General features: G+C 66.1%; 14 protein-coding genes. 6 read left to right on the top strand and 8 right to left on the bottom strand.

Going from position 1 to position 18,338, the window contains the following annotated elements; translation table 11 throughout:
• The first annotated feature begins 65 nt into the window (after positions 1 to 65).
• The 4 genes from OCU_RS33375 (at position 66) to OCU_RS33360 (ending at position 6,395) form a co-directional block, all read left to right on the top strand.
• Complete coding sequence (locus OCU_RS33375) at positions 66 to 1,574, top strand: class I adenylate-forming enzyme family protein (RefSeq protein WP_008255024.1); 1,509 nt, start codon at positions 66 to 68, stop codon at positions 1,572 to 1,574.
• Between the two features lie 118 nt (positions 1,575 to 1,692).
• A complete protein-coding gene (locus tag OCU_RS33370) occupies positions 1,693 to 2,733 on the top strand; it encodes a hotdog fold thioesterase (RefSeq protein WP_008255023.1) in 1,041 nt (346 codons plus the stop codon).
• Positions 2,734 to 2,813: 80 nt separating this feature from the next.
• Complete coding sequence (locus OCU_RS33365; protein ID WP_008255021.1) at positions 2,814 to 4,022, top strand: amidohydrolase family protein; 1,209 nt, start codon at positions 2,814 to 2,816, stop codon at positions 4,020 to 4,022.
• Positions 4,023 to 4,427: 405 nt separating this feature from the next.
• Positions 4,428 to 6,395, top strand: a complete 1,968-nt coding sequence (locus OCU_RS33360; protein WP_009957677.1) for a SpoIIE family protein phosphatase — start codon at positions 4,428 to 4,430, stop codon at positions 6,393 to 6,395.
• On the opposite strand, the gene OCU_RS33355 is transcribed toward OCU_RS33360, so the two are convergent.
• The 3 genes from OCU_RS33355 to OCU_RS33345 all read right to left on the bottom strand — a co-directional run bounded on the left by OCU_RS33355 (position 6,392) and on the right by OCU_RS33345 (position 9,963).
• Complete coding sequence (locus OCU_RS33355) at positions 6,392 to 7,636, bottom strand: acyl-CoA dehydrogenase family protein (RefSeq protein WP_009957678.1); 1,245 nt, start codon at positions 7,634 to 7,636, stop codon at positions 6,392 to 6,394. The genes OCU_RS33360 and OCU_RS33355 overlap by 4 nt on opposite strands.
• Positions 7,633 to 8,784 carry an acyl-CoA dehydrogenase family protein gene (locus OCU_RS33350; RefSeq protein ID WP_026071493.1) on the bottom strand — a complete coding sequence of 384 codons (1,152 nt, stop codon included), beginning with the start codon at positions 8,782 to 8,784 and terminating at the stop codon, positions 7,633 to 7,635. Before OCU_RS33350 ends, OCU_RS33355 begins: the two co-directional genes overlap by 4 nt.
• A gap of 222 nt (positions 8,785 to 9,006) precedes the next feature.
• Complete coding sequence (locus OCU_RS33345; RefSeq protein WP_008255011.1) at positions 9,007 to 9,963, bottom strand: alpha/beta hydrolase; 957 nt, start codon at positions 9,961 to 9,963, stop codon at positions 9,007 to 9,009.
• Positions 9,964 to 10,275: 312 nt separating this feature from the next.
• Between OCU_RS33345 and OCU_RS33340 the strand changes: the two genes are divergently transcribed.
• Both OCU_RS33340 and OCU_RS33335 read left to right on the top strand, forming a co-directional pair.
• Positions 10,276 to 11,508 (top strand): cytochrome P450, encoded by a 1,233-nt coding sequence (locus OCU_RS33340; RefSeq protein ID WP_014941546.1) that lies wholly within the window; start codon positions 10,276 to 10,278, stop codon positions 11,506 to 11,508.
• Positions 11,505 to 12,662: a Zn-dependent alcohol dehydrogenase gene (locus OCU_RS33335; RefSeq protein WP_009957681.1), complete on the top strand. Its 1,158-nt coding sequence runs from the start codon at positions 11,505 to 11,507 to the stop codon at positions 12,660 to 12,662. The genes OCU_RS33340 and OCU_RS33335 overlap by 4 nt, the downstream gene beginning before the upstream one ends.
• 8 nt (positions 12,663 to 12,670) lie before the next feature.
• Here OCU_RS33335 and OCU_RS33330 read toward each other — a convergent pair whose 3' ends face one another.
• The 5 genes from OCU_RS33330 to OCU_RS33310 all read right to left on the bottom strand — a co-directional run bounded on the left by OCU_RS33330 (position 12,671) and on the right by OCU_RS33310 (position 18,144).
• A complete protein-coding gene (locus OCU_RS33330; RefSeq protein WP_029385645.1) occupies positions 12,671 to 14,575 on the bottom strand; it encodes a YhgE/Pip domain-containing protein in 1,905 nt (634 codons plus the stop codon).
• A 3-nt stretch (positions 14,576 to 14,578) separates the two neighbouring features.
• On the bottom strand, positions 14,579 to 15,256 hold the full coding sequence (locus tag OCU_RS33325; RefSeq protein WP_008255000.1) for a P-loop NTPase family protein: 678 nt from the start codon (positions 15,254 to 15,256) through the stop codon (positions 14,579 to 14,581).
• The gene (locus OCU_RS33320) at positions 15,243 to 15,899 is read right to left on the bottom strand and encodes a TetR/AcrR family transcriptional regulator (RefSeq protein ID WP_009957684.1); all 657 of its coding nucleotides are present in this window, start codon (positions 15,897 to 15,899) and stop codon (positions 15,243 to 15,245) included. The genes OCU_RS33325 and OCU_RS33320 overlap by 14 nt, the downstream gene beginning before the upstream one ends.
• 22 nt (positions 15,900 to 15,921) lie before the next feature.
• On the bottom strand, positions 15,922 to 16,767 hold the full coding sequence (locus OCU_RS33315; RefSeq protein WP_014379631.1) for an SDR family NAD(P)-dependent oxidoreductase: 846 nt from the start codon (positions 16,765 to 16,767) through the stop codon (positions 15,922 to 15,924).
• A gap of 153 nt (positions 16,768 to 16,920) precedes the next feature.
• Positions 16,921 to 18,144 (bottom strand): cytochrome P450, encoded by a 1,224-nt coding sequence (locus OCU_RS33310; RefSeq protein ID WP_014379630.1) that lies wholly within the window; start codon positions 18,142 to 18,144, stop codon positions 16,921 to 16,923.
• Positions 18,145 to 18,338 lie beyond the last annotated feature (194 nt).

The following is an 18,338-nucleotide window of genomic DNA, read 5'->3' as shown; positions in this document are numbered from 1 at the left end:
GGAGGAGCGGCGAAGGTGACCGCCGGCGACGATGCAGAGCGAAGCGATGAGGAGGAGCGGCGCAGGTGAGTAGCGAACCTGTCGCGGCCGAAGCGGCGGCGAACCCGTTCGCCGACGGGGTTCCCTTCGGAACCAAGCTGCGAGAGCTCGCCGAACAACGTGGGAACGATGCCGGCGTCACGATCGTCGCGCTCGACGGCACCGCGCAGACGCTGACGTTCGGTGAGCTCGACGCCCGCGCCAACCAGTGGGGCCGCGCCCTCGCCGCCGCCGGCGCCGCAATCGGTTCCCTTGTGGCGCTTGCTATTCCGAATTCCCAGCATCTGGTGCTGGCGACGCTGGGGTGCTGGAAGATTGGCGCGGTTCCGGTGCCCATGCACTGGGATCTTCCCGAGTGGGAGCGCGACCGGGTGCGCGAGGTGATCGATCCCGCCGTCGTCGTCGATGAAAAGAGCCGCTGGGACCTCGACGCCCGCGCGGCCGCCGAGTCCGACGGCCCCCTGCCGGTGGCCGTCTCCCCCACCGCCAACGGGATCTGCAGCAGCGGTTCGACCGGCGTGCCCAAGGTGATCCTCAACCTGGCGCCCTCACTGTGGATCCCCCAGCAGGGCGAGCCGTTCCTGTCGAACTGGACACCGGTTTCCCAGCCGCAGACGATCATGGTGCCCGCGCCGATGTATCACACCAACGGCTTCGCCACCTTCCTCATGCTGCTGGCGGGCGACCATCTGGTGATACTCGAAAAGTTCGACGCCGCATTGGCTCTCGATGTGATCGAGCGCTTTCGGATCACCAACTTCACCGCGACGCCCACCATGCTGGCGCGCATCGCGGCCCGGCCCGACGTCCGGGAGCGCGACCTGTCCAGCATCGTCTTCATTCTGCAGGGCGCCGCGGTGATGCCGCCCTCGTTGCTGCATACGTGGTTCGAACTGCTCAGCCCGGAGCAGATCGTGACGGCGTACGGGATGACGGAAAATCTGGGGCTCACCGCGCTGCGCGGCGACGAGTGGCTCGCCCACCCGGGCAGCGTGGGCCGCGGATTCCGGGACACCGAGATCCGGATTCTGGACGCAGAGAAGCGGCCGCTGGGTCCCGGCGAGGACGGGGACGTGTATCTGCGGGCACCGATGAGCGCGGGGTATCGCTACCTGGGTGGGGCGCCCCCACTGCCGTCGACCGAGGACGGCTTCCGCTCCGCCGGGGACATGGGCCACCTCGACGAGGACGGCTTTCTCTACATCGTGGACCGCCGCGTCGACATGATCGTCAGTGGCGGCGCCAATGTCTTTCCCGCCGAGGTCGAGTCGGCGCTGGCCGGCCACCCAGGTATCGCCGACGTGGTCGTGATCGGGCTTGCCGATCCGCAGTGGGGGCGCCGCGTGCACGCGGTGATCCAGCGCGCCGAGGCCGACGGCGCCGAGCCCCTCACCGAGCAGGGCGTGATCGACTACGCGAAGAGCCGCCTGGCCCCCTACAAGGCGCCCAAGACGGTGGAATTCGTCGACGCGATACCGCGCACCGCGGCCACCAAGGTCAACCGCTCGGCGATGATCGCGGCGCGGGGCGGCTGAGCGTCCGACCGTCGGTCGGCGCGACGACCCAGAAGGTATGGCTTCGCGGATGGGCCCCAGGACGCGGTAACCTCATTCTCAGAGCGTAAGGACTGCGCCAGGGAAGGGAACAGCGCCGATGACCGCCCCGAATGACGAAGCCGAAGTGACGCGCGGCGACCGCTTCATCAAGACCGCCGTCGCGATCCTGGGCGAGACGGGACGCACCGACTTCACCGTGCAGGAGGTCGTCGCCCGCTCCAAGACGTCGCTGCGGGCCTTCTACCAACACTTCGCCAGCAAGGACGAACTACTTCTGGCGCTGTTCGACAGAACCATCGCTCAATCGGTTCAGGCCTGGCGCGCCGAAACCGCGGGACTGGACAGCACGTCGGCGCTAAAATTGCTGATCGATCGGCTCAGCGAGCAACCGGAATCGAGCACCCAGGACAGTCTGAATCGCGCGCTGACCCTCTACAACCAGCACTTGGCCGAGACTCGTCCCCGTGACTACGCCCGGGTGCTCACACCGTTGCACCGGCTGACTCGCGACATCGTCGGGCAGGGCATCACCGAGGGCGTCTTCAACCCCGGATTGGACGTCGGTGCGGCCGCCGCCATCGTCATGCAGACGGTGATGGGCGCGCAGCGATTGCGTTGGCTGGGTTCGGAATTGAACGGCGCACCCGTGGATACGGGCCACCTCTACGACTTCTGCAGCCGCGCGCTCGGCATCCGCGAGACGGACGAAGAGTCGACGGTCCCGTCGCTGGCCGAGCTGTTCGCTCAGATCGGCATGCGCCCGGGCAGCCGCAACGGCGAGTTCGCGATGACCATGCCGGTCAGCCCGCAAGTCGTCAACACGTCCGGCGCCCTGCAGGGCGGCTTGATCGCGACGCTGGTGGACGTGGCGGGCGGCCAATTCGGGCTGGATTACCTGGAGCCGGGCACCACGATGACGACCTCGGATCTGTTTGTGCGCTACCTGCGGCCCGTCCGCCAGGGCTCGGCGTTCGCGGTGCCCAAGGTGTTGCGATCCGGACGACGGGCGATGGTGATGCAGGTGGACATTTTCGGCGACGGAGACGGCGACGACGACGAATTGCTCGCCACGGCCACCGTGAACTTCGCCATCATCAACGGCGCGACGCCGACGATCGGGCCGCGGGCCGACGAATAGCGCGGGTGTCCCTCGCTGCCCAGCGGTGGTAACGTCGTTACCACGCAATGAGAATTTAGACCATTTGCAAGGAGATCGCCATGCCGTCTCGCGAGCTTCCCTTCCCGGTTTTCGACGCGGACAACCACATGTACGAGCCGCAGGAGGCGCTCACCAAGTTCCTGCCGGACAAACGCAAGAACGTCATCGACTACGTCCAGGTGCGCGGCCGCACCAAGATCGTGGTGCGCGGCCACATCAGTGAATACATCCCCAACCCGACGTTCGAGGTGGTGGCACGCCCGGGCGCCCAGGAGGACTACTTCCGCAACGGCTCACAGGGCAAGAGCTATCGCGAAATCCTCGGCGAGCCAATGAAAGCCATCCCGGCCTTCCGCGAACCGGGCGCGCGCCTGGAGGTCATGGACGAGCTCGGCATCGACTTCGCGCTGATGTTCCCGACACTGGCCAGCCTGGTCGAGGAGCGCATGAAGGACGACCCGGAGATGACCCATGACGTCATCCACGCCCTCAACGAATGGATGTACGAGCAATGGTCGTTCAACTATAAGGACCGCATCTTTGCCACCCCGGTGATCACCCTGCCGATCGTGGACCGTGCGCTCGAGGAACTGCAGTGGTGCCTGGAGCGCGGCGCCCGCACGGTGCTGGTGCGTCCCGCGCCGGTGCCCGGCTACCGCGGCAGCCGGTCGTTCGGGCTCGAAGAATTCGACCCGTTCTGGCAGGCCTGCGTGCGGGCCGAGATCCCCGTTTCGATGCACGCCTCGGACAGCGGCTACTCCGAATTGCTCAACATCTGGGAGCCGGGCGACGAGTTCCTGCCGTTCAAGCCGACCGCCTTCCGCAGCCTGGCCATGGGCCATCGCCCCATCGAGGATGCGTTCGGTGCCCTGATCTGCCATGGCGCGCTGTCCCGCAACCCTGACCTGCGGATACTGTCCATCGAGAACGGCGCGGACTGGGTGCCGACCCTGTTCCGGGGCCTCAAGGGCGTCTACAAGAAGATGCCGCAGGCGTTCACCGAGGACCCGATCGAGACGTTCAAGCGGTGCGTCTACGTCAGCCCGTTCTGGGAAGACCGGTTCACCGAGATCGTCAACATGGTGGGCACCGACCGGGTGGTCTTCGGATCCGACTGGCCGCACCCCGAGGGCCTGAAAGACCCGATCACGTTCGTCGACGAGCTGGCCGATTTCAGCGACGAGGACAAGGCAAAGATCATGGGCGGCAACCTGATGAAGCTGATGAAGGTTTCCGCGCCGGCGTCGAAGAAGCCCGTCTCGGCCTGATTGCGCGCCGGGCGCAGTCCGCTGGACGACCGAAACATGATGTGCGCCCGTTGCTTTGGGCGGCCATCGCGCACTCGCACGTTGGCAGCGCGTAGTCGATCCACCTGATTGCGGGTGTGGGCATGACGTGACGGGTCCGCGTGGCGCCGCCGATGGCGCACTCGTGCAACGCGTTTCCGCACCCGCGCACCACCGCCGATGGCTATCTCGATTTTCGGCAACGTCAATTTTGCGCGTCGCCGAATTCGCCGGATGTAACACTCCGGTATCAAACCGTTGCGATATGCAACTAATACCATTGCTAATCTGAACATCTACGTGTGCAAAATTGGTCGCTTGATTTGACCCGGTTACGACTCTGATTAGCCCGCAGGCCCGTCGAAAACTGCGAGGAGGAACGGCCAGATGGTGGCCGAAAAGGACTGGGACCGAACGGTCGGCGCGGCCGAGGACGTGCGGCGCGTCTTCGAGAATGTCCCCATGCTGTTGGTCGGCCTTGAAGGGCCCGAGCACCGATTCGTCGCGGTCAACGCGGCGTACCGCGTCCTCAGTCCGCCCATCGACTCGATCGGGCTGCTGACGCGCGAGGTCTATCCCGAACTGGTGAGCCAGGAAATCATCCAGATGTTCGACCGGGTGTACCAAACGGGCGAGCCGCAATCGGGAACAGAGTGGCGGGTCCAAGCCGACTTCGACGGCGCGGGGCAGGCGCAGGAACACTTCTTCGACTTCATCGTCACGGCACGCCGCGCCGAGGACGGCACGATCGAGGGCGTGCAGCTGGCGTTCACCGACGTCACAGACCGGGTGCAAACGCGGATGGCCGCCGAGGCGCGCCTCGAGGAGCTGTCCGAGCGGTACCGCAACGTCCGCGATTCCGCCACGGTCATGCAGCAGGCGTTGCTCGCGCCGTCGGTGCCCGTCATTCCCGGCGCGGATGTGACGGCGCAGTATCTCGTCGCCGCGGAGGACACCGCGGCCGGTGGCGACTGGTTCGATGCGATTCCCCTGGGGGACAGGCTGGTTCTCGTCGTCGGTGACGTCGTCGGCCATGGTGTCGAAGCGGCGGCGGTGATGTCACAGCTGCGAACCGCGCTGCGGATGCAGGTCGTGGCGGGATATCCGATCGCCGAGGCGCTCGAGGCCGTCGACCGGTTCCGCAAGCACGTGCCCGGGTCGAACACGGCCACAATTTGCGTCGGCGCGCTCGATTTCGGCACCGGCGAATTCCGTTACTGCACCGCCGGACACCCGCCGCCGCTGCTGGTGACGTCCGAGGCGACCTCGCGCTATCTCGAGCCTTCCGGCGCGGGTCCGCTCGGCAGCGGCACCGGGTTTCCGGTCCGCACCGAGTTCCTCGATGTGGGCGACTCGATCCTGCTGTACACCGACGGCCTGATCGAGCGGCCCGGCCGGCCACTGGGCGCCAGCACCGCCGAATTCGCCGAACTGGCCGCGAATATCGCCGGCGGCCAACGCGGCTTCGTCATCGAATCATCGATGCGAGCGATCGACCGAATCTGTTCGGAGACACTGGAACTGCTGCTGCGCTCGACCGGCTACAGCGACGACGTGACACTCCTCGCGGCGCAACGCCGCACTCCACCCGCGCCGCTGCACATGACGCTGGACGCAACCCTGCACGCCGCCCGCGCGGTACGCACTCGGCTCCGGCAGTGGCTGGCGGAGATCGGCGCCACCGCCGACGACATCTCCGATGTCGTGCACGCGATCTCGGAGTTCGTCGAGAACTCGGTCGAGCACGGGTACGCGACCGACGTCTCCGACGGCGTTGACGTCGAAGCGATGCTGTCCGGCGACGGCGATCTGCACATTTCGGTGATCGACCGCGGACGGTGGAAGGATCACCGCGAAGGCGAAACGGGCCGCGGCCGCGGCCTTGCCATGGCCGAAGCCTTGGTGTCGGAGGCGCACGTCAGTCACGGCCCCGATGGGACGACCGCGCGGGTGACGCACCACCTGTCGCGGCCGGCGGACTTCGTTACCGACTCGCTGGTCAGCCGCGCGACCCGTCAGCGGACGGTCAACTCCGAATTCGTCTCCGCGGTCACCGAACCGGGCCGCATCGTGGTCAGCGGCGACGTCGATTCCAACACCGCGTCCACGCTGGACCGTCAGATCGCGGTCGAAAGCCGTTCCGGCGTCGCACCGTTGACCATCGATCTCAGCGCGGTCACCCACCTCGGATCGTCGGGCGTCAGCGCCCTTGCCGCCGCGCGGGAGCGGGCACAACGACAGGGCAGCGAGTACGTGCTGGTGGCCCCGCCGGGAAGCCCGGCGCACCACGTCTTGTCACTGGTGCAGATCCCGGTGGTCAGCGGTCTGGCCGAGAACGTCGTCGCCGAGGGCTAGGACCGCTCGGACCGCTCGCCATGCCGTACCTGGCTGAACGGCACCCCGCGGTCGGCGGCATATTCGCGGGGGAAGCCCAGCACCCGCTCGCCGATCACGTTGCGGGCCATTTCCGTTGTGCCGCCGCCGATCGCGACCGTCTGCCGCGACAGGTAGCGCAGCCCCGCCTCCAGGCCGGCGCCCGGCTCCCCCACCACGCCGGCGCTTCCCGCGATCTCCAGCGCCGTGTCGACGTCGGTGGTCACGGTTTCGGAGTGGAACAGTCTGATGAGCGTTCCGGCCGCCGGCGGCAGGACGCCGTCTCTGACACTGCGGTACACATGGCCGATCAACTGCTCGGCCACCGCCCGGTGCACCAGGACCCTGCCGGCCTTTTCCTGCACGCGTGGGTCGTCGGCCTGTCCGGTCTTCTCCACGAGGCCGACGTAGTCGACCGGGATCGCGTTGCCTCCCTCGCTGCCGCCGCCGCTGGCGAACTCCGAGCCCTGCCCCACTGCGCGGCGCTCGTGGTACAGCTGTCGCGAGGCCACCGCCCAGCCGCCATTGACCTCCCCGACAACGGCGTCGTCTGGAACGTCGACTCCGTCGAGGAACTCCTCGCAGAACTCGGTGGAACCGCTCAGCATGGTGATGTGCCGCAACGTGATTCCCGGATGAGAGATGGGCACCAGGAACATGGTCAGGCCCTCGTGTTTGGGCACATCCCAATTCGTGCGGGCCAGGCACAGGCCGTAATCGGCGGCGAAGGCGCTCGTGCTCCACGTCTTGGCGCCGTTGATGATCCAACGGTCGCCATCGCGCTCGGCCCGGGTGAGCACGCCGGCCAGGTCCGATCCGCCGCTGGGTTCGCTCAACAATTGCACCAGCACCTCTTCGCCGCGCAGCGCCGCGGCGATGTGCTGCTTCTTCTGGTCTTCGCTGCCGGTGTCGAGCAGCGTTGCGCAGCAGATGGTGAACGTCGGGGTGTTGAGGATCAGGGGCATTTCGTAGTCGAGGGTTTCGGCGTCGAATGCCTTTTGGTATTCGTAGTCCAGCCCCAGACCGCCATACTCGCGGGGAAAGCAGATGCCGGCGAATCCGCCGTCGTACAAGCGCTTTTGGAGTTCTCGGGCCCGCAGCCAGGCCCGCTCGTCGTCGCGCGGGGCCGGTGGTGGGGCGTCGCGGTCGATGGCGGGCATGTTGTCGGCCAACCATGCCCTGGCCCGGGCGGCGAACTCTGCGACAGATTCGGTGTGCGTCATCTGTCCGAACGACCCGCCTTTTCGAACTCGTACACCCGCAGGTTGTGTTCCTCGGGCGTACCAAACATGCTGCGGTACAACGTAACCCGGCGAAGGTACAGGTGCAGGTCATGCTCCCACGTGACACCGATGCCGCCGTGCATCTGTACGCAGGCCTGGACGATCTGGCCGGCCATCTCCCCCACGTAGGACTTCGCGATGCTGGCCGACAATCCCGCCTGCGGCGCGCGACCCGCCACGTTGTCCACCGCCGCCCACGTGGTCGCCCGGCAGGCCTCCAGCCACAGCTTCATGTCGGCGAACTTGTGTTTGAGGGCCTGATACGACGCCAGCGGGCGACCGAATGTGTGCCGGTCCAGCGCCCACTGGGCGGTGAAGTCAAACACCGTTTGCAGGACGCCGACGACCTCGGCGCACTGCAACACCTGGGCGATCTGGCTTTGTCGATCGACCAGTGCGGGCGTCTCACCGGCGGTGCCGACGGCCACAGACCGGGGCACGACGACACCCTCGAAGCGCACGCGGGCGTATTGCTTGACCAAGTCCACCGACTGCTGGGGCTCGATGCTGACGCCCGGAGCATCCGTCGGGACCAGAAACTGGCGAATCTCAGCGCCATTCGGGCCGCCGCGCGCCACCACCAGCAGCGCCGAGCTCTGGGCGCCCGCCTCGACGCGGTCCTTGACGCCGTCGATGCGGTAGCCGGCGTCGGTTTCGGTCGCCGTCACCGCGGGAGCCAGTGGCGCCCAGCCCTGGCCGGGCTCACAAACCGCCCACGACGCCACCGATTCACCCGCGATCAGCGCCTCGATGGCATCGGCGTGCGCTTCGGAGTTGGAGCACTCGGCGAGCGTCGACAGGACGGTGCTGACCGGATACAGCGGCCCGGGCGCGACCGTCTTTCCGAGCTGCTCGGCGACCATCGCCAGGTCGGCGAAGCCGCTCTCCGACACACTCCCGCCGCCCAGCTCCTCCGGAACGAGCAGCCCCGTCCACCCGAGCTCCGCGGCGCGCCGCCACCACGCTGGGTCAAACGACGCCCCCTCGGCGTGTAGCTCCCGCACCCGGCGCAGCGGCGCTTCCTTTTCGAGAAAGGCCTGGGTCGTCGAGGTGAAGAGGACCTTTTCGGGGGAGTCGATGGTGGTCATGGTGCCGAGGGAATCCTTCTTGACATTCGATCGCTGCGGGTGCAACGGAAACGGTTTGGGTGTTTGATCATCCGCCCGATCGGTCCTCGGTTGGCTGGCATTTCTGATGTTAGCAACGGGCAATACGGTAAGAGATACCGGAGTTCAGTCGGTAAAAGCGGTGACGAGATTTCCGCCTCGGCGAACAGCGCGGGCCGTCGCGTTTACCCGGACGAGCCGTTCCTACATGGCGAACACGCGGCGCACCGCCTGGGCGTGCAGCGCCCGGTTCTCCCGGGAAACAATCCAATCCGGCACCATCGAGTCGAAGCCATTGAAGGTCGCTGCAATCACATGCAATTCGGTGTGGACGTAAGCGTGCAGCAGCCGATTGGCGTAGTCGATGGCCTCGTCGCGACAGGGATCGATCTCGGAGCAGCTGACGAACGTGGGTGGCAGCCCCTCGAGGTTTGCCCGGTGCGCCGGGACGTGTTGCCCACTGGCGCTGGCGTGGCCGAGGTAGTGATTCCATGCCCGGCTCACGGCCGGGCCGTTGAGGCCCGGGGTGCGCTGGAACTCGCGACGCGACGGCGTGGCGTCGGAGTCGAGCATCGGCTGGTGCAGGATCTGCATCAGGATGGCCGGACCTTCCTGGTCGAACATGCGCTGGGTCAGGCCGGCGACGAGCGCCGCGCCGGCGTCGCGCCCCATGACCGCGATGCGGCCGGCGTCGGCGTCCAGTTCTTCACTGTTGTCGACCACGTAGCGGAAGGCCGCTTCGACGTCGTCCAGCGCCGCCGGGCACGGATTCTCCGGCGCCAGCCGGTAGTCGACGGAAACCACCAGACAGCCGCCGTCGCGGGCCAACTCCACGCAGTGCGCATGGTCCGTCTCCAGGTTGCCGGTGACGAACCCGCCGCCATGGGCGTACACCACCAGGGGCGCCGGGGATTCGGTGTCGCCGCGGTACAAACGGAGCCCCAGCTGACCGCCGGGCCCGGCGATGGATCGGGAGTCGATCGAGACGCCGCTGGTGTCGGCCGCCGCGGCGCGCTGGGCGGCCAGCAGGTTGGCGTGCTCCCGTTCGGCGGCCAGTGTCTCGGCGCGGAACTCGAAGGCGCCCAACTCGACGGCGGCGTCGCGCAGTACCGGGTCGATGCGGGTGAGGCCGTGTGGGCGGGCCAGGTTCGTCTGTGTCATACCTATTCGTTTTCTCCGGCTCGTCATGCACGCTAAACCACCTTCAAGGTAGACCTGCGCGTTTGGCCGGAGGCAGACGAGGTAGGTATTGGCGCGAAAAGCCCCGGGGCGGCGCGGCGAACGGGACCGGCCGTGCCGAACGCGTTGCGGCATTGCCTAACCGGGGTGTGGCGATCGCGCGAGCCGTTGGGATTCGTTGCTATTTATACTATGATAGCTAAATTCCGCTCGGTACACACCCGCCGTGGACTCGCGGTCGACGATCGGTCCGCGCGAACGGCCTGACTCGGTTGTTTTCAGGAGGAAGCGCTGATGACGCTCAGCACTGACCCGAACGGTCAGCCCGTGGTGCCCCCGCTCGACTTCACCGGTGAAACCAGCCCCTATCCGTTCTTCGAGTACATGCGGCGCACGGACCCGGTCTGGCATGGTTCCCTGGCCGATTCCGGACAGCTGCCCGAGGAATTGCGGCCCGACGACGAATGGGTCCTGTTCGATTACGACGCTGTGTCCCAGGCTTTCCGCGACGACCGGGTGTTCACGTCGGCCGCCTACGACAAGACCATCGGGCTGGTGATGGGACACACCATTTTGGCGATGGGCGGCAGGGAGCACCACGACCACCGCAACCTGGTGGCCAAAGCCTTTCGTGCGACCGCGCTGGCGCGGTGGGAGCCCTCGGTCATCGGGCCGGTGTGCGATCAGCTCGTCGACGAAATCAAGAACGACGGCCAGGCGGACCTGGTGAAGGCGGTGACCTTCGAGTTCCCGACGCGGATCATCTCCACGCTGCTCGGTCTGCCCGCCGAAGATCTCGACCTGTTCCGACGCCTGTCGCTCGACCTCATCTCGATCCCGACCGACATCGAGGCGGGGTTGAACGCCGCCAACGAGCTCTACGACTACTTCCTCAAACAGGTCGAGCAGCGCAGGCGCAAGCTCACCGACGACATCATCGGAGACCTGGTCGCCGCGGAGATCGACGGCGAGAAGCTCACCGACGAGGCCATCATCGCCTTCCTGCGGCTGCTTCTTCCGGCCGGGCTGGAAACCACGTACCGTTCGTCGGGCAATTTGCTGTATCTGCTGTTGACCCACCCCGAGCAGCTGGCGATGGTCCGTCGGGACCGATCCTTGTTGCCGATGGCGATCGAGGAGGGCCTACGCTTCGAAACGCCACTGACCACGGTCATGCGTACCACGACCGAGGAGGTCGAAATCGGCGGTAAGACAATCCCGGCCAACGCCCAGATCGACATGTGTATGGGTTCGGCCAATCGCGACGAGACCCGCTGGACCGATGCCGATACGTTCGACATCTGCCGCCCGCGCCAGGCCCACATCGCCTTCGCGGGCGGCATTCACATGTGCCTGGGCATGCATCTGGCGCGACTGGAAACGCGGGTCATGTTGAACAGCCTGTTCGATCGCGTCGAGGATTTGGCGTTCGTCCCCGACGACGGCACCGGCGTGGAATCCAAGATCGTCGGGCTAACCTTCCGGTCGCCCAACAAGCTTCCGGTCACCTTCGCGCCCGCCGCATGAAAAGCCGCGCAGCGATCCTGCACGACGTGGGAGGGCCGTGGTCGGTCGAGGAATTTGAACTGGATCCGCCCAAGGCCGGAGAGGTCCTGGTGCAGATGGCCGCCGCCGGCTTGTGCCACTCCGACGACCACATCCTTAAAGGAGACATGTCGGCGCCCAATGAGGTGATGCGATCCCTCGGCCTGCCCACCATGTTCCCGACGATCGGCGGCCACGAGGGCGCCGGGATCGTGCGTGAGGTCGGCCCGGGCGTCACCGACTTTGCGCCGGGCGACCACGTGGTGATGTCGTTCGTCGCCGTGTGCGGCCAATGCCGTTGGTGCGCCAGCGGAATCGAGTACCTTTGCGACCAGGGCATCGGCACCATGGTCCCGGGAATGCCCACCGACGGCACGTTCCGCCACCACACGGCCGACGGCCGGAAGCTGGGCCACATCTCCAAGATCGGCGCCTTCGCCGAACACACGGTGGTATCGACGAATTCATTGGTGAAGATCGAGCAACACCTGCCGCTGGCCTCGAGCGCGCTGCTGTCGTGCGCCATCCCGACCGGATACGGTTCCGTCGCCAACCGGTCCAACATGCGTGCCGGCGATACCCTCGTGGTGATCGGCGTCGGCGGGATCGGCACGGGCGCCATCCAGGGAGCCCGGATCAACGGCGCCGCGCAGATCGTGGCGGTCGATCCTGTTGACTTCAAACAGAAATCGGCTTTGCAATTCGGTGCCACGCACAGCGTGGCGACGACGACCGAGGCGCTGGACCTGGTGCGGGGTCTGACGTACGGGGTGATGGCCGACGCCGTGGTGGTCTCGCCGTCGTTGATCACCGCCGAGGACGTCCGCGATGCGGTGCGTCTCACACGCAAGGGCGGCACCTGTGTGCTCACCGGCATGACGTCGCAGTTGACCCGGTCGGTCAAGATCGACCTGCAGGACTTCATCTTGACCAATAAGACGTTGGCGGGCACCATCTTCGGCTCGTGTAACCCGAAGGCGGACGTCGCCAGGTTGGCGAGGCTGTATGAGACCGGTCAGTTGCAACTCGACGAGATGATCACCAAGCGCTATCGCCTCGACGAGGTCAACGACGCCTACGACGATCTGCTCAACGGCAAAATCGTCCGGGGCATCATCGATTTCGGGATAGCCTGAAATCCTGCTTACATCTTGATCGCGGGGATCAGCCTACTGAGATTCCAGAGCCGGTCTCGTCGCGCCGACAGGCAGGAGATCGCCAGTGCGACAGCGGTTATCGCGGCCAGCACGATGATCGCCTGCCATAGTCGGGCGTCGATGCCGCCCAGGATGAGCTGCCGGAGCCCGTTGACGCCATAGGTCATCGGGTCGAAGCGGTGCAGGATCTGGAACGGCCGTGACGTGGTTTCCACGGGGTACATGCCGCCCGCACTGACGAGCTGCAACATGAGCAGAGCCATGATCAGCACCCGGCCCACCGCTGGACCGACAAGCGCGTTGATCGCCTGCGTCGCGGCTACGAACGCACCGGAGATCAGCACCATGAACCCCAGCATGGCCGCCGGATGGACGGCGTGCATACCGAGGGCGAACCGGACCACGCAGTAGAGAATGACGGCTTGGAATAGCGCGATCGCGGCGGCGGGCAGGTAGCTGGCGAGCACCACGCGGAATGCGAGCACCTCCGCCGCGATCGGGCGAGTCTGCAAGGGCCGCAGCACCATCCACAGCACCAACGCACCGAAGAACAAGGCGAGCGTGAGGAAGAACGGAGCCATCCCGGTGCCGAAGTTGGGCGCGGCGTTCTCATGTGAAGCCTCGAGTTGCACCGGACCACCAATGGTTTCGGCGACCGCATCCTTTTGCTGGCTTGTCCAGTTGGGTACCTGCTTGGCCCCGTCGGCGAGTTTGGTCGCCAGCTCGGCCGATCCCGCCTTGAGTTGTCGTGCGCCGTCGTCGAGCTTGGCGATGCCACCGGCCAATTCGGCGTTGCCGGTGGCGACTTGCTGGGCTCCGTCGCGCAGCTGGGTGAGCTTGTTCGTCAGCTCCTGTCCCTTGCTGCCGACCTGATCGAGCGCCGACCCCAGGGGGCTGCCCGGGTTCCGTAACCCCGATGTCATGGCGATCGCCGCGTTCTGCGCGTCGGTGAGCTGCTGGCGGATCTGAGGCGTGAATTGGTGACCCCGGAGCTGATCCTGGATGCCGCGCAGGTTGTTCGCCAGCGGATCCTGTCGTGCGGAGAGCTGGTCGATCACCGATGACAGCGAGTTTGCGGCGGCATCCTGCGCCCCGGCGATGGCACCGAGTTGGTCGTTGGCCTGCGCAAGAGCTGCCGCGCCCTGTTGCAATTGCTGCGTGCTGCCGCCGATTTGCGACACCGCCTTGGTCACCGCGAGCAGCGGGTCGGTGGCCTGGTTGATTCCGTCTGACAGTTGCTTGGCGCCCGTGGCAAGCGTTGCCGATCCGGACCGCGCGGTATCCAGGCCGGACACCAGCTGACCGGCGCCGTCGTCGAGTTGCGCGGCCCCGTCTGCGGCCTGCTTGATCCCCGATCCCGACGAAACCACCACCGACAGCATCTGATTGACGGCCTGTCCCGAGATCCGGCTGGACACGGCGTTGAGCACCTGGCCGATGGCAGTACGACCGATACTCGTCGAGATGTAGTTGTTGGCGTCGTTGTAGACGGCGATCAGGTTGGCCTTCTTGGGTTGCCCGGTCACCGGCGACGCAATGGCCGCGCTGAAATCGGGCGGTAATTCGACCATGAAGTAGTACTTGCCGTGGTCGACTCCGTTGCGTGCCTCCGCTAGGTCCACGACGTGCCAGTCAAGGCCGCCGTCCGCGGTAAGGCTCTTGGCGATCTCCGCGCCGGCGTTGAACTGTTGCCCGGATACGACGGCACCACGATCGGAGTTGACCAACGCCACGGGCATCTTGTTGGTGTGGCCGAACGGATCCCAGAACGCCCACAGGTACAGCGCCCCGTACACCAGGGGTAGCAGCATCAGTACGACGATCGCCACGCGCGTCAAGCGGCTACGGCCGAAACGTTTGATCTCCGAGCCAAAGGCGAGTCCAGCCAACATCGTTCAGCCCTCTCCGGTCAGGATGCGGTGATCGTGTAGTTCGTGGTCGGGCGCCTCCGTGCCGAGCGGGTTGGTCACCCCGACGACGACGGTGCGCTGCTCGGCGATCACGCCGAGCCTGTCGGCCGCGATCGTTCGCCGGGAATTGTCGCGAACCTGCTCGAGGTCGCCGACCACCAGGATCGGCCGATTCGACAACAACGCCAGCGTGATGCGCAGCAGAAACAGTTCGAGGTCTGACAGTTCGACGATGTAGGTGTCGCCGGACGGCGGGGCCATCTCGCCGAAGACCTCGGCCAGCTCGGCCGGACCCGATTGAAGCGGCACCGACGAATACCACGGCGCCAGCCACCGCCGTTGCTCGGCGAGCACGGTCTCCACGGTCACCGAATCCTCCAGCTCGTCGATGCCTTCGAAGGCCGCGATCGAGCACTGCCGGCGGATCGCGCGCGGGGTTGTTTCGCCGAGGACGGTGAGCGTGCCGTGGCTCGGCCTGAAACGTCCCGCGAGCGTCAGCAGCAGCGTGGTCTGCCCTGGGCCCCCGGGCATCTGAATCGCGTGAAATCCCGACGTCAGGGTTAGGTCGACCCCCGAGAAGAGCGGCCCGTGCTCACCGTCGACCCCCAATCCGCGGGCGATGATCACCGGCGCCGCGGCGTCCGGCCCGTCATTCGTACCCATGGTGAGGCCCTCCCTGACCGGCGGAAGCCCGAATCGATCCCAGCACCGCGGTGACCAGCTGCGCTAGCAGGTCGGGGTTGATGGTCCCGGGACGCAGGACCTCTTCCATCGCCACGCCGAGGTTGATGGTGACGACGAGCTGGGCGAGGTCGGCGAGCTCTCGATCGGATGCCACGGACGGGCTCGATTTGACGATGTGCACCGCTTGGTGGGCGGCGGCGGCGCGGCGGCGTTCGATGAGGCGCTCGCGCAGCTGGTTGTCGCGCTGGGCGCGCAGCCAGTATTCGACGAACAGCACGTAGAAATCGGAATGGTCGCGAACCGCGTCCAGCCATGACCGGCTCAATTCCCGTGCGGCCGCACCGGTGTCGCCGCCGCTGCTGTCCAGCGCTGTGGCGATCTGCTCGCCGCGGAGCTCGAATTCGCGGTCGAGCAGGGCCAAAAACAGCTCATCTTTGGATTCGAAATTCGAGTAGACCGCTCCCTTGGTGAAACCCGCGGCCTGGCCGATCGCATCGATGGTGGCCCCGGCGAAGCCTTCGGCGGCGAAAACCTTCGACGCCGCGTCCAGGATGCGGTCGCGAACCTCGCCGCGGGTGGGGCGGGTTCGGTGCGCCTTGACAGGAGACATGGTCAGCAGCATACTCCCTGGTATCGAATGGATACTATTGAGTATCGAAAGGATAGCGCCAAGAAAGCTTGGTTAGGGTGTGATCCCAGAGTTCGCGCGCGAGGATCGGATCGTAGGCCGCCCGATTGGCTTTGGCGACTTTGCCTTTCGCGTAGTATTCGCCGACCGCCCAGTCGACGCCGGGCACGCTGGTCGCCAACCAGACCAGCTGATCGGCGCCATCATCCGCGGACTTGATCATTCGGCTGACGGGCGTGCGTTGCATGGTCGTCAGAAACCGCGAGCCGGACGAATGACCGATATTTGTGTTGACGAAACCGGGGTGGACCACTGCCACCGAAAGGCCATCGGCCCGATACCGGCGATCTAATTCCTTGGTGAACAAGATGTTTGCCAACTTCGCCACCGCGTAGGCGGTGCTGGGCCGGTGCCGTGCCGTCGTGTCGAAATCGGCGAGCTTGACGTTGCGCAGCAGCCGCTGTGACGAGCTGGACGTGTTGACGATCGTGGCGCGTGACTCCAGCAGCACATCCAGCAATTGGGTGGTCAACAGGAACGGCGCCAGGTAGTTGACCTGATAGGTGCGTTCGTAGCCGTCGGGGGTCAGCTCGATCTTGCTGGCCATCCTGCCCGCATTGTTGAGCAACACGTCGATACGCGGATGTTGCGAACGAATCTTGCCCGCCAGCGCCCGCACCTGGGAGAGGTCGGCGTAATCGACGACGAAGTGGTCCGCGTCCAATTCGGCGGCCACCGCGGCGGTCTTGGTTGGGGTGCGGCCCACCACGACGATCTGGTCGCCGGTGCGGCAGAGGCGACGCGCCGCAGCCGCGCCGATGCCGTCGCTGGCACCCGTGATGACAATCGTCCTGCGCGTCATTGCGAGACCTCCACGGGGAGTGTAGCGATCACGCGACAGGCGGGCCGCCGCTCAACGACGAGTTCACTGTTCGGCCAACGCCCCACCACCATCTGCACTCAGCTGAGCCGGGGGAAGTGCCAGCATGCCGTTAGGAGTACGGGCGGAGCCCGATCACCGCCGCAGTGAGTAACGAACCGGCAGGTGCTTGAGCCCGCCGACGAAGGTCGTAGCGACCAGCTCCGGGTCACCGGTCAGTTCAATGGATTCCAGGCGTGGCAGCAGCTCGGAGAAGAAGCTGCTGACCTCCATGCGGGCCAGCGCCGCACCCATGCAGAAGTGCACGCCGTAGCCGAAGGCCAGGTGCTTGTTGGGGTCGCGACCGACGTCGAAGCGGAACGGGTCGTCGAAGACTTCCTCGTCGCGGTTGGCCGATACGTAGGACAACAGCACGGATTCGCCTGCGGCGATGGGCACTCCGCGCACCACGGTGTCGCTGGAGGCGGTGCGCATGAACTCCTTGACCGGGGTGACCCAGCGGATCATCTCGTCGGTGGCCAGCGGCATCAGGTCGAGGTTGTCGCGCAGGCGTTGCAGCTGGTCAGGGTTCTCGATGAGCGCCTGCAGGCCGCCGGAGATGGTGGCGCTGGTGGTGTCGTGGCCCGCGGTGGCGACGATCAGGTAGTACGAGACGGTGTCGATGTCCGACAGCGGTTCGCCGTCCACGCGGGCGTTGGCGATCGCCGAGGCGAGATCCTCGGTCGGGTGCTCGCGGCGGGACGCCGTCACGCCGTTGAAGTACTGGAACATGTCGAACAACGCCGGCAGCTGATCCTCGTTGGAGCTGCCGCGCTTGAATTCGGAATCGTCGCTGCCGAACAGTTCCTGGGTCAGCTTGAGCATGCGGGGAAAGTCTGCCTCGGGCAGGCCCAGCAGCGACATGATCACGTAGAGCGGGTAGTTGACCGCGACCTCTTGAACGAAGTCGCATTCGGGACCGGCTGCCATCATCTTGTCGACGTAGATCTTGGCCAGTTCGTCGACGCGAACCTTCAACGCCCGCATCGCCTTCGGGCGAAACCAGTCGGAGCCGATCGCGCGCACCACCCGGTGTTGCGGGTCGTCCATGTGGATCAGCGTGCGCACACCCGCGGCGGCCTGCATCTCGTCGCCTTCGGCGGTCGTGAGCACCGGACGCGGCCAGTTGGTGAAGAGCATGTTTTCACGCTCGATGTCCATGATGTCGGCGTGTTTGGTGATCGCCCAGAACGGTCGGTAATTCGGGACCTTCACCCACGACACCGGGGCGTTGGCGCGCAGGTGCGTCAACGCCGCGTGCAGCCCCTGCTCGTCGGTGTAGGCCAACGGGTCCGCCAGCAGGTTGGCGGCCTCGTCCATCGTGGTTGCGCTCACGGGTGAAACTCCTCGATTCGGGGCACCCCCGCCGGCCGAAGACGGACCTTGAGGCGGGGCGCGTCAGGCATGCGGGTAACTTTACAGTAAGCAATCCAGTATGTGACCCCGCAATCCGTGGTGACCGCAAGCGGGTCGCCACGCTGTGATTCGTCGCGCGACGGATCCTCGATGAGGTA

It is taken from the genome of Mycobacterium intracellulare ATCC 13950, from assembly GCF_000277125.1.
Classification (GTDB): domain Bacteria; phylum Actinomycetota; class Actinomycetes; order Mycobacteriales; family Mycobacteriaceae; genus Mycobacterium; species Mycobacterium intracellulare.
This window is presented reverse-complemented; position numbering and strand designations above follow the sequence as displayed.

Coding starts and splice junctions, on each gene's coding strand:
- OCU_RS33370 (WP_008255023.1), top strand. CDS start 1,693: ATGACCGCCCCGAATGACGAAGCCGAAGTGACGCGCGGCGACCGCTTC.
- OCU_RS33365 (WP_008255021.1), top strand. CDS start 2,814: ATGCCGTCTCGCGAGCTTCCCTTCCCGGTTTTCGACGCGGACAACCAC.
- OCU_RS33360 (WP_009957677.1), top strand. CDS start 4,428: ATGGTGGCCGAAAAGGACTGGGACCGAACGGTCGGCGCGGCCGAGGAC.
- OCU_RS33355 (WP_009957678.1), bottom strand. CDS start 7,636: ATGACGCACACCGAATCTGTCGCAGAGTTCGCCGCCCGGGCCAGGGCA.
- OCU_RS33350 (WP_026071493.1), bottom strand. CDS start 8,784: ATGACCACCATCGACTCCCCCGAAAAGGTCCTCTTCACCTCGACGACC.
- OCU_RS33345 (WP_008255011.1), bottom strand. CDS start 9,963: ATGACACAGACGAACCTGGCCCGCCCACACGGCCTCACCCGCATCGAC.
- OCU_RS33340 (WP_014941546.1), top strand. CDS start 10,276: ATGACGCTCAGCACTGACCCGAACGGTCAGCCCGTGGTGCCCCCGCTC.
- OCU_RS33335 (WP_009957681.1), top strand. CDS start 11,505: ATGAAAAGCCGCGCAGCGATCCTGCACGACGTGGGAGGGCCGTGGTCG.
- OCU_RS33330 (WP_029385645.1), bottom strand. CDS start 14,575: ATGTTGGCTGGACTCGCCTTTGGCTCGGAGATCAAACGTTTCGGCCGT.
- OCU_RS33325 (WP_008255000.1), bottom strand. CDS start 15,256: ATGGGTACGAATGACGGGCCGGACGCCGCGGCGCCGGTGATCATCGCC.
- OCU_RS33320 (WP_009957684.1), bottom strand. CDS start 15,899: ATGCTGCTGACCATGTCTCCTGTCAAGGCGCACCGAACCCGCCCCACC.
- OCU_RS33315 (WP_014379631.1), bottom strand. CDS start 16,767: ATGACGCGCAGGACGATTGTCATCACGGGTGCCAGCGACGGCATCGGC.
- OCU_RS33310 (WP_014379630.1), bottom strand. CDS start 18,144: ATGGACGAGGCCGCCAACCTGCTGGCGGACCCGTTGGCCTACACCGAC.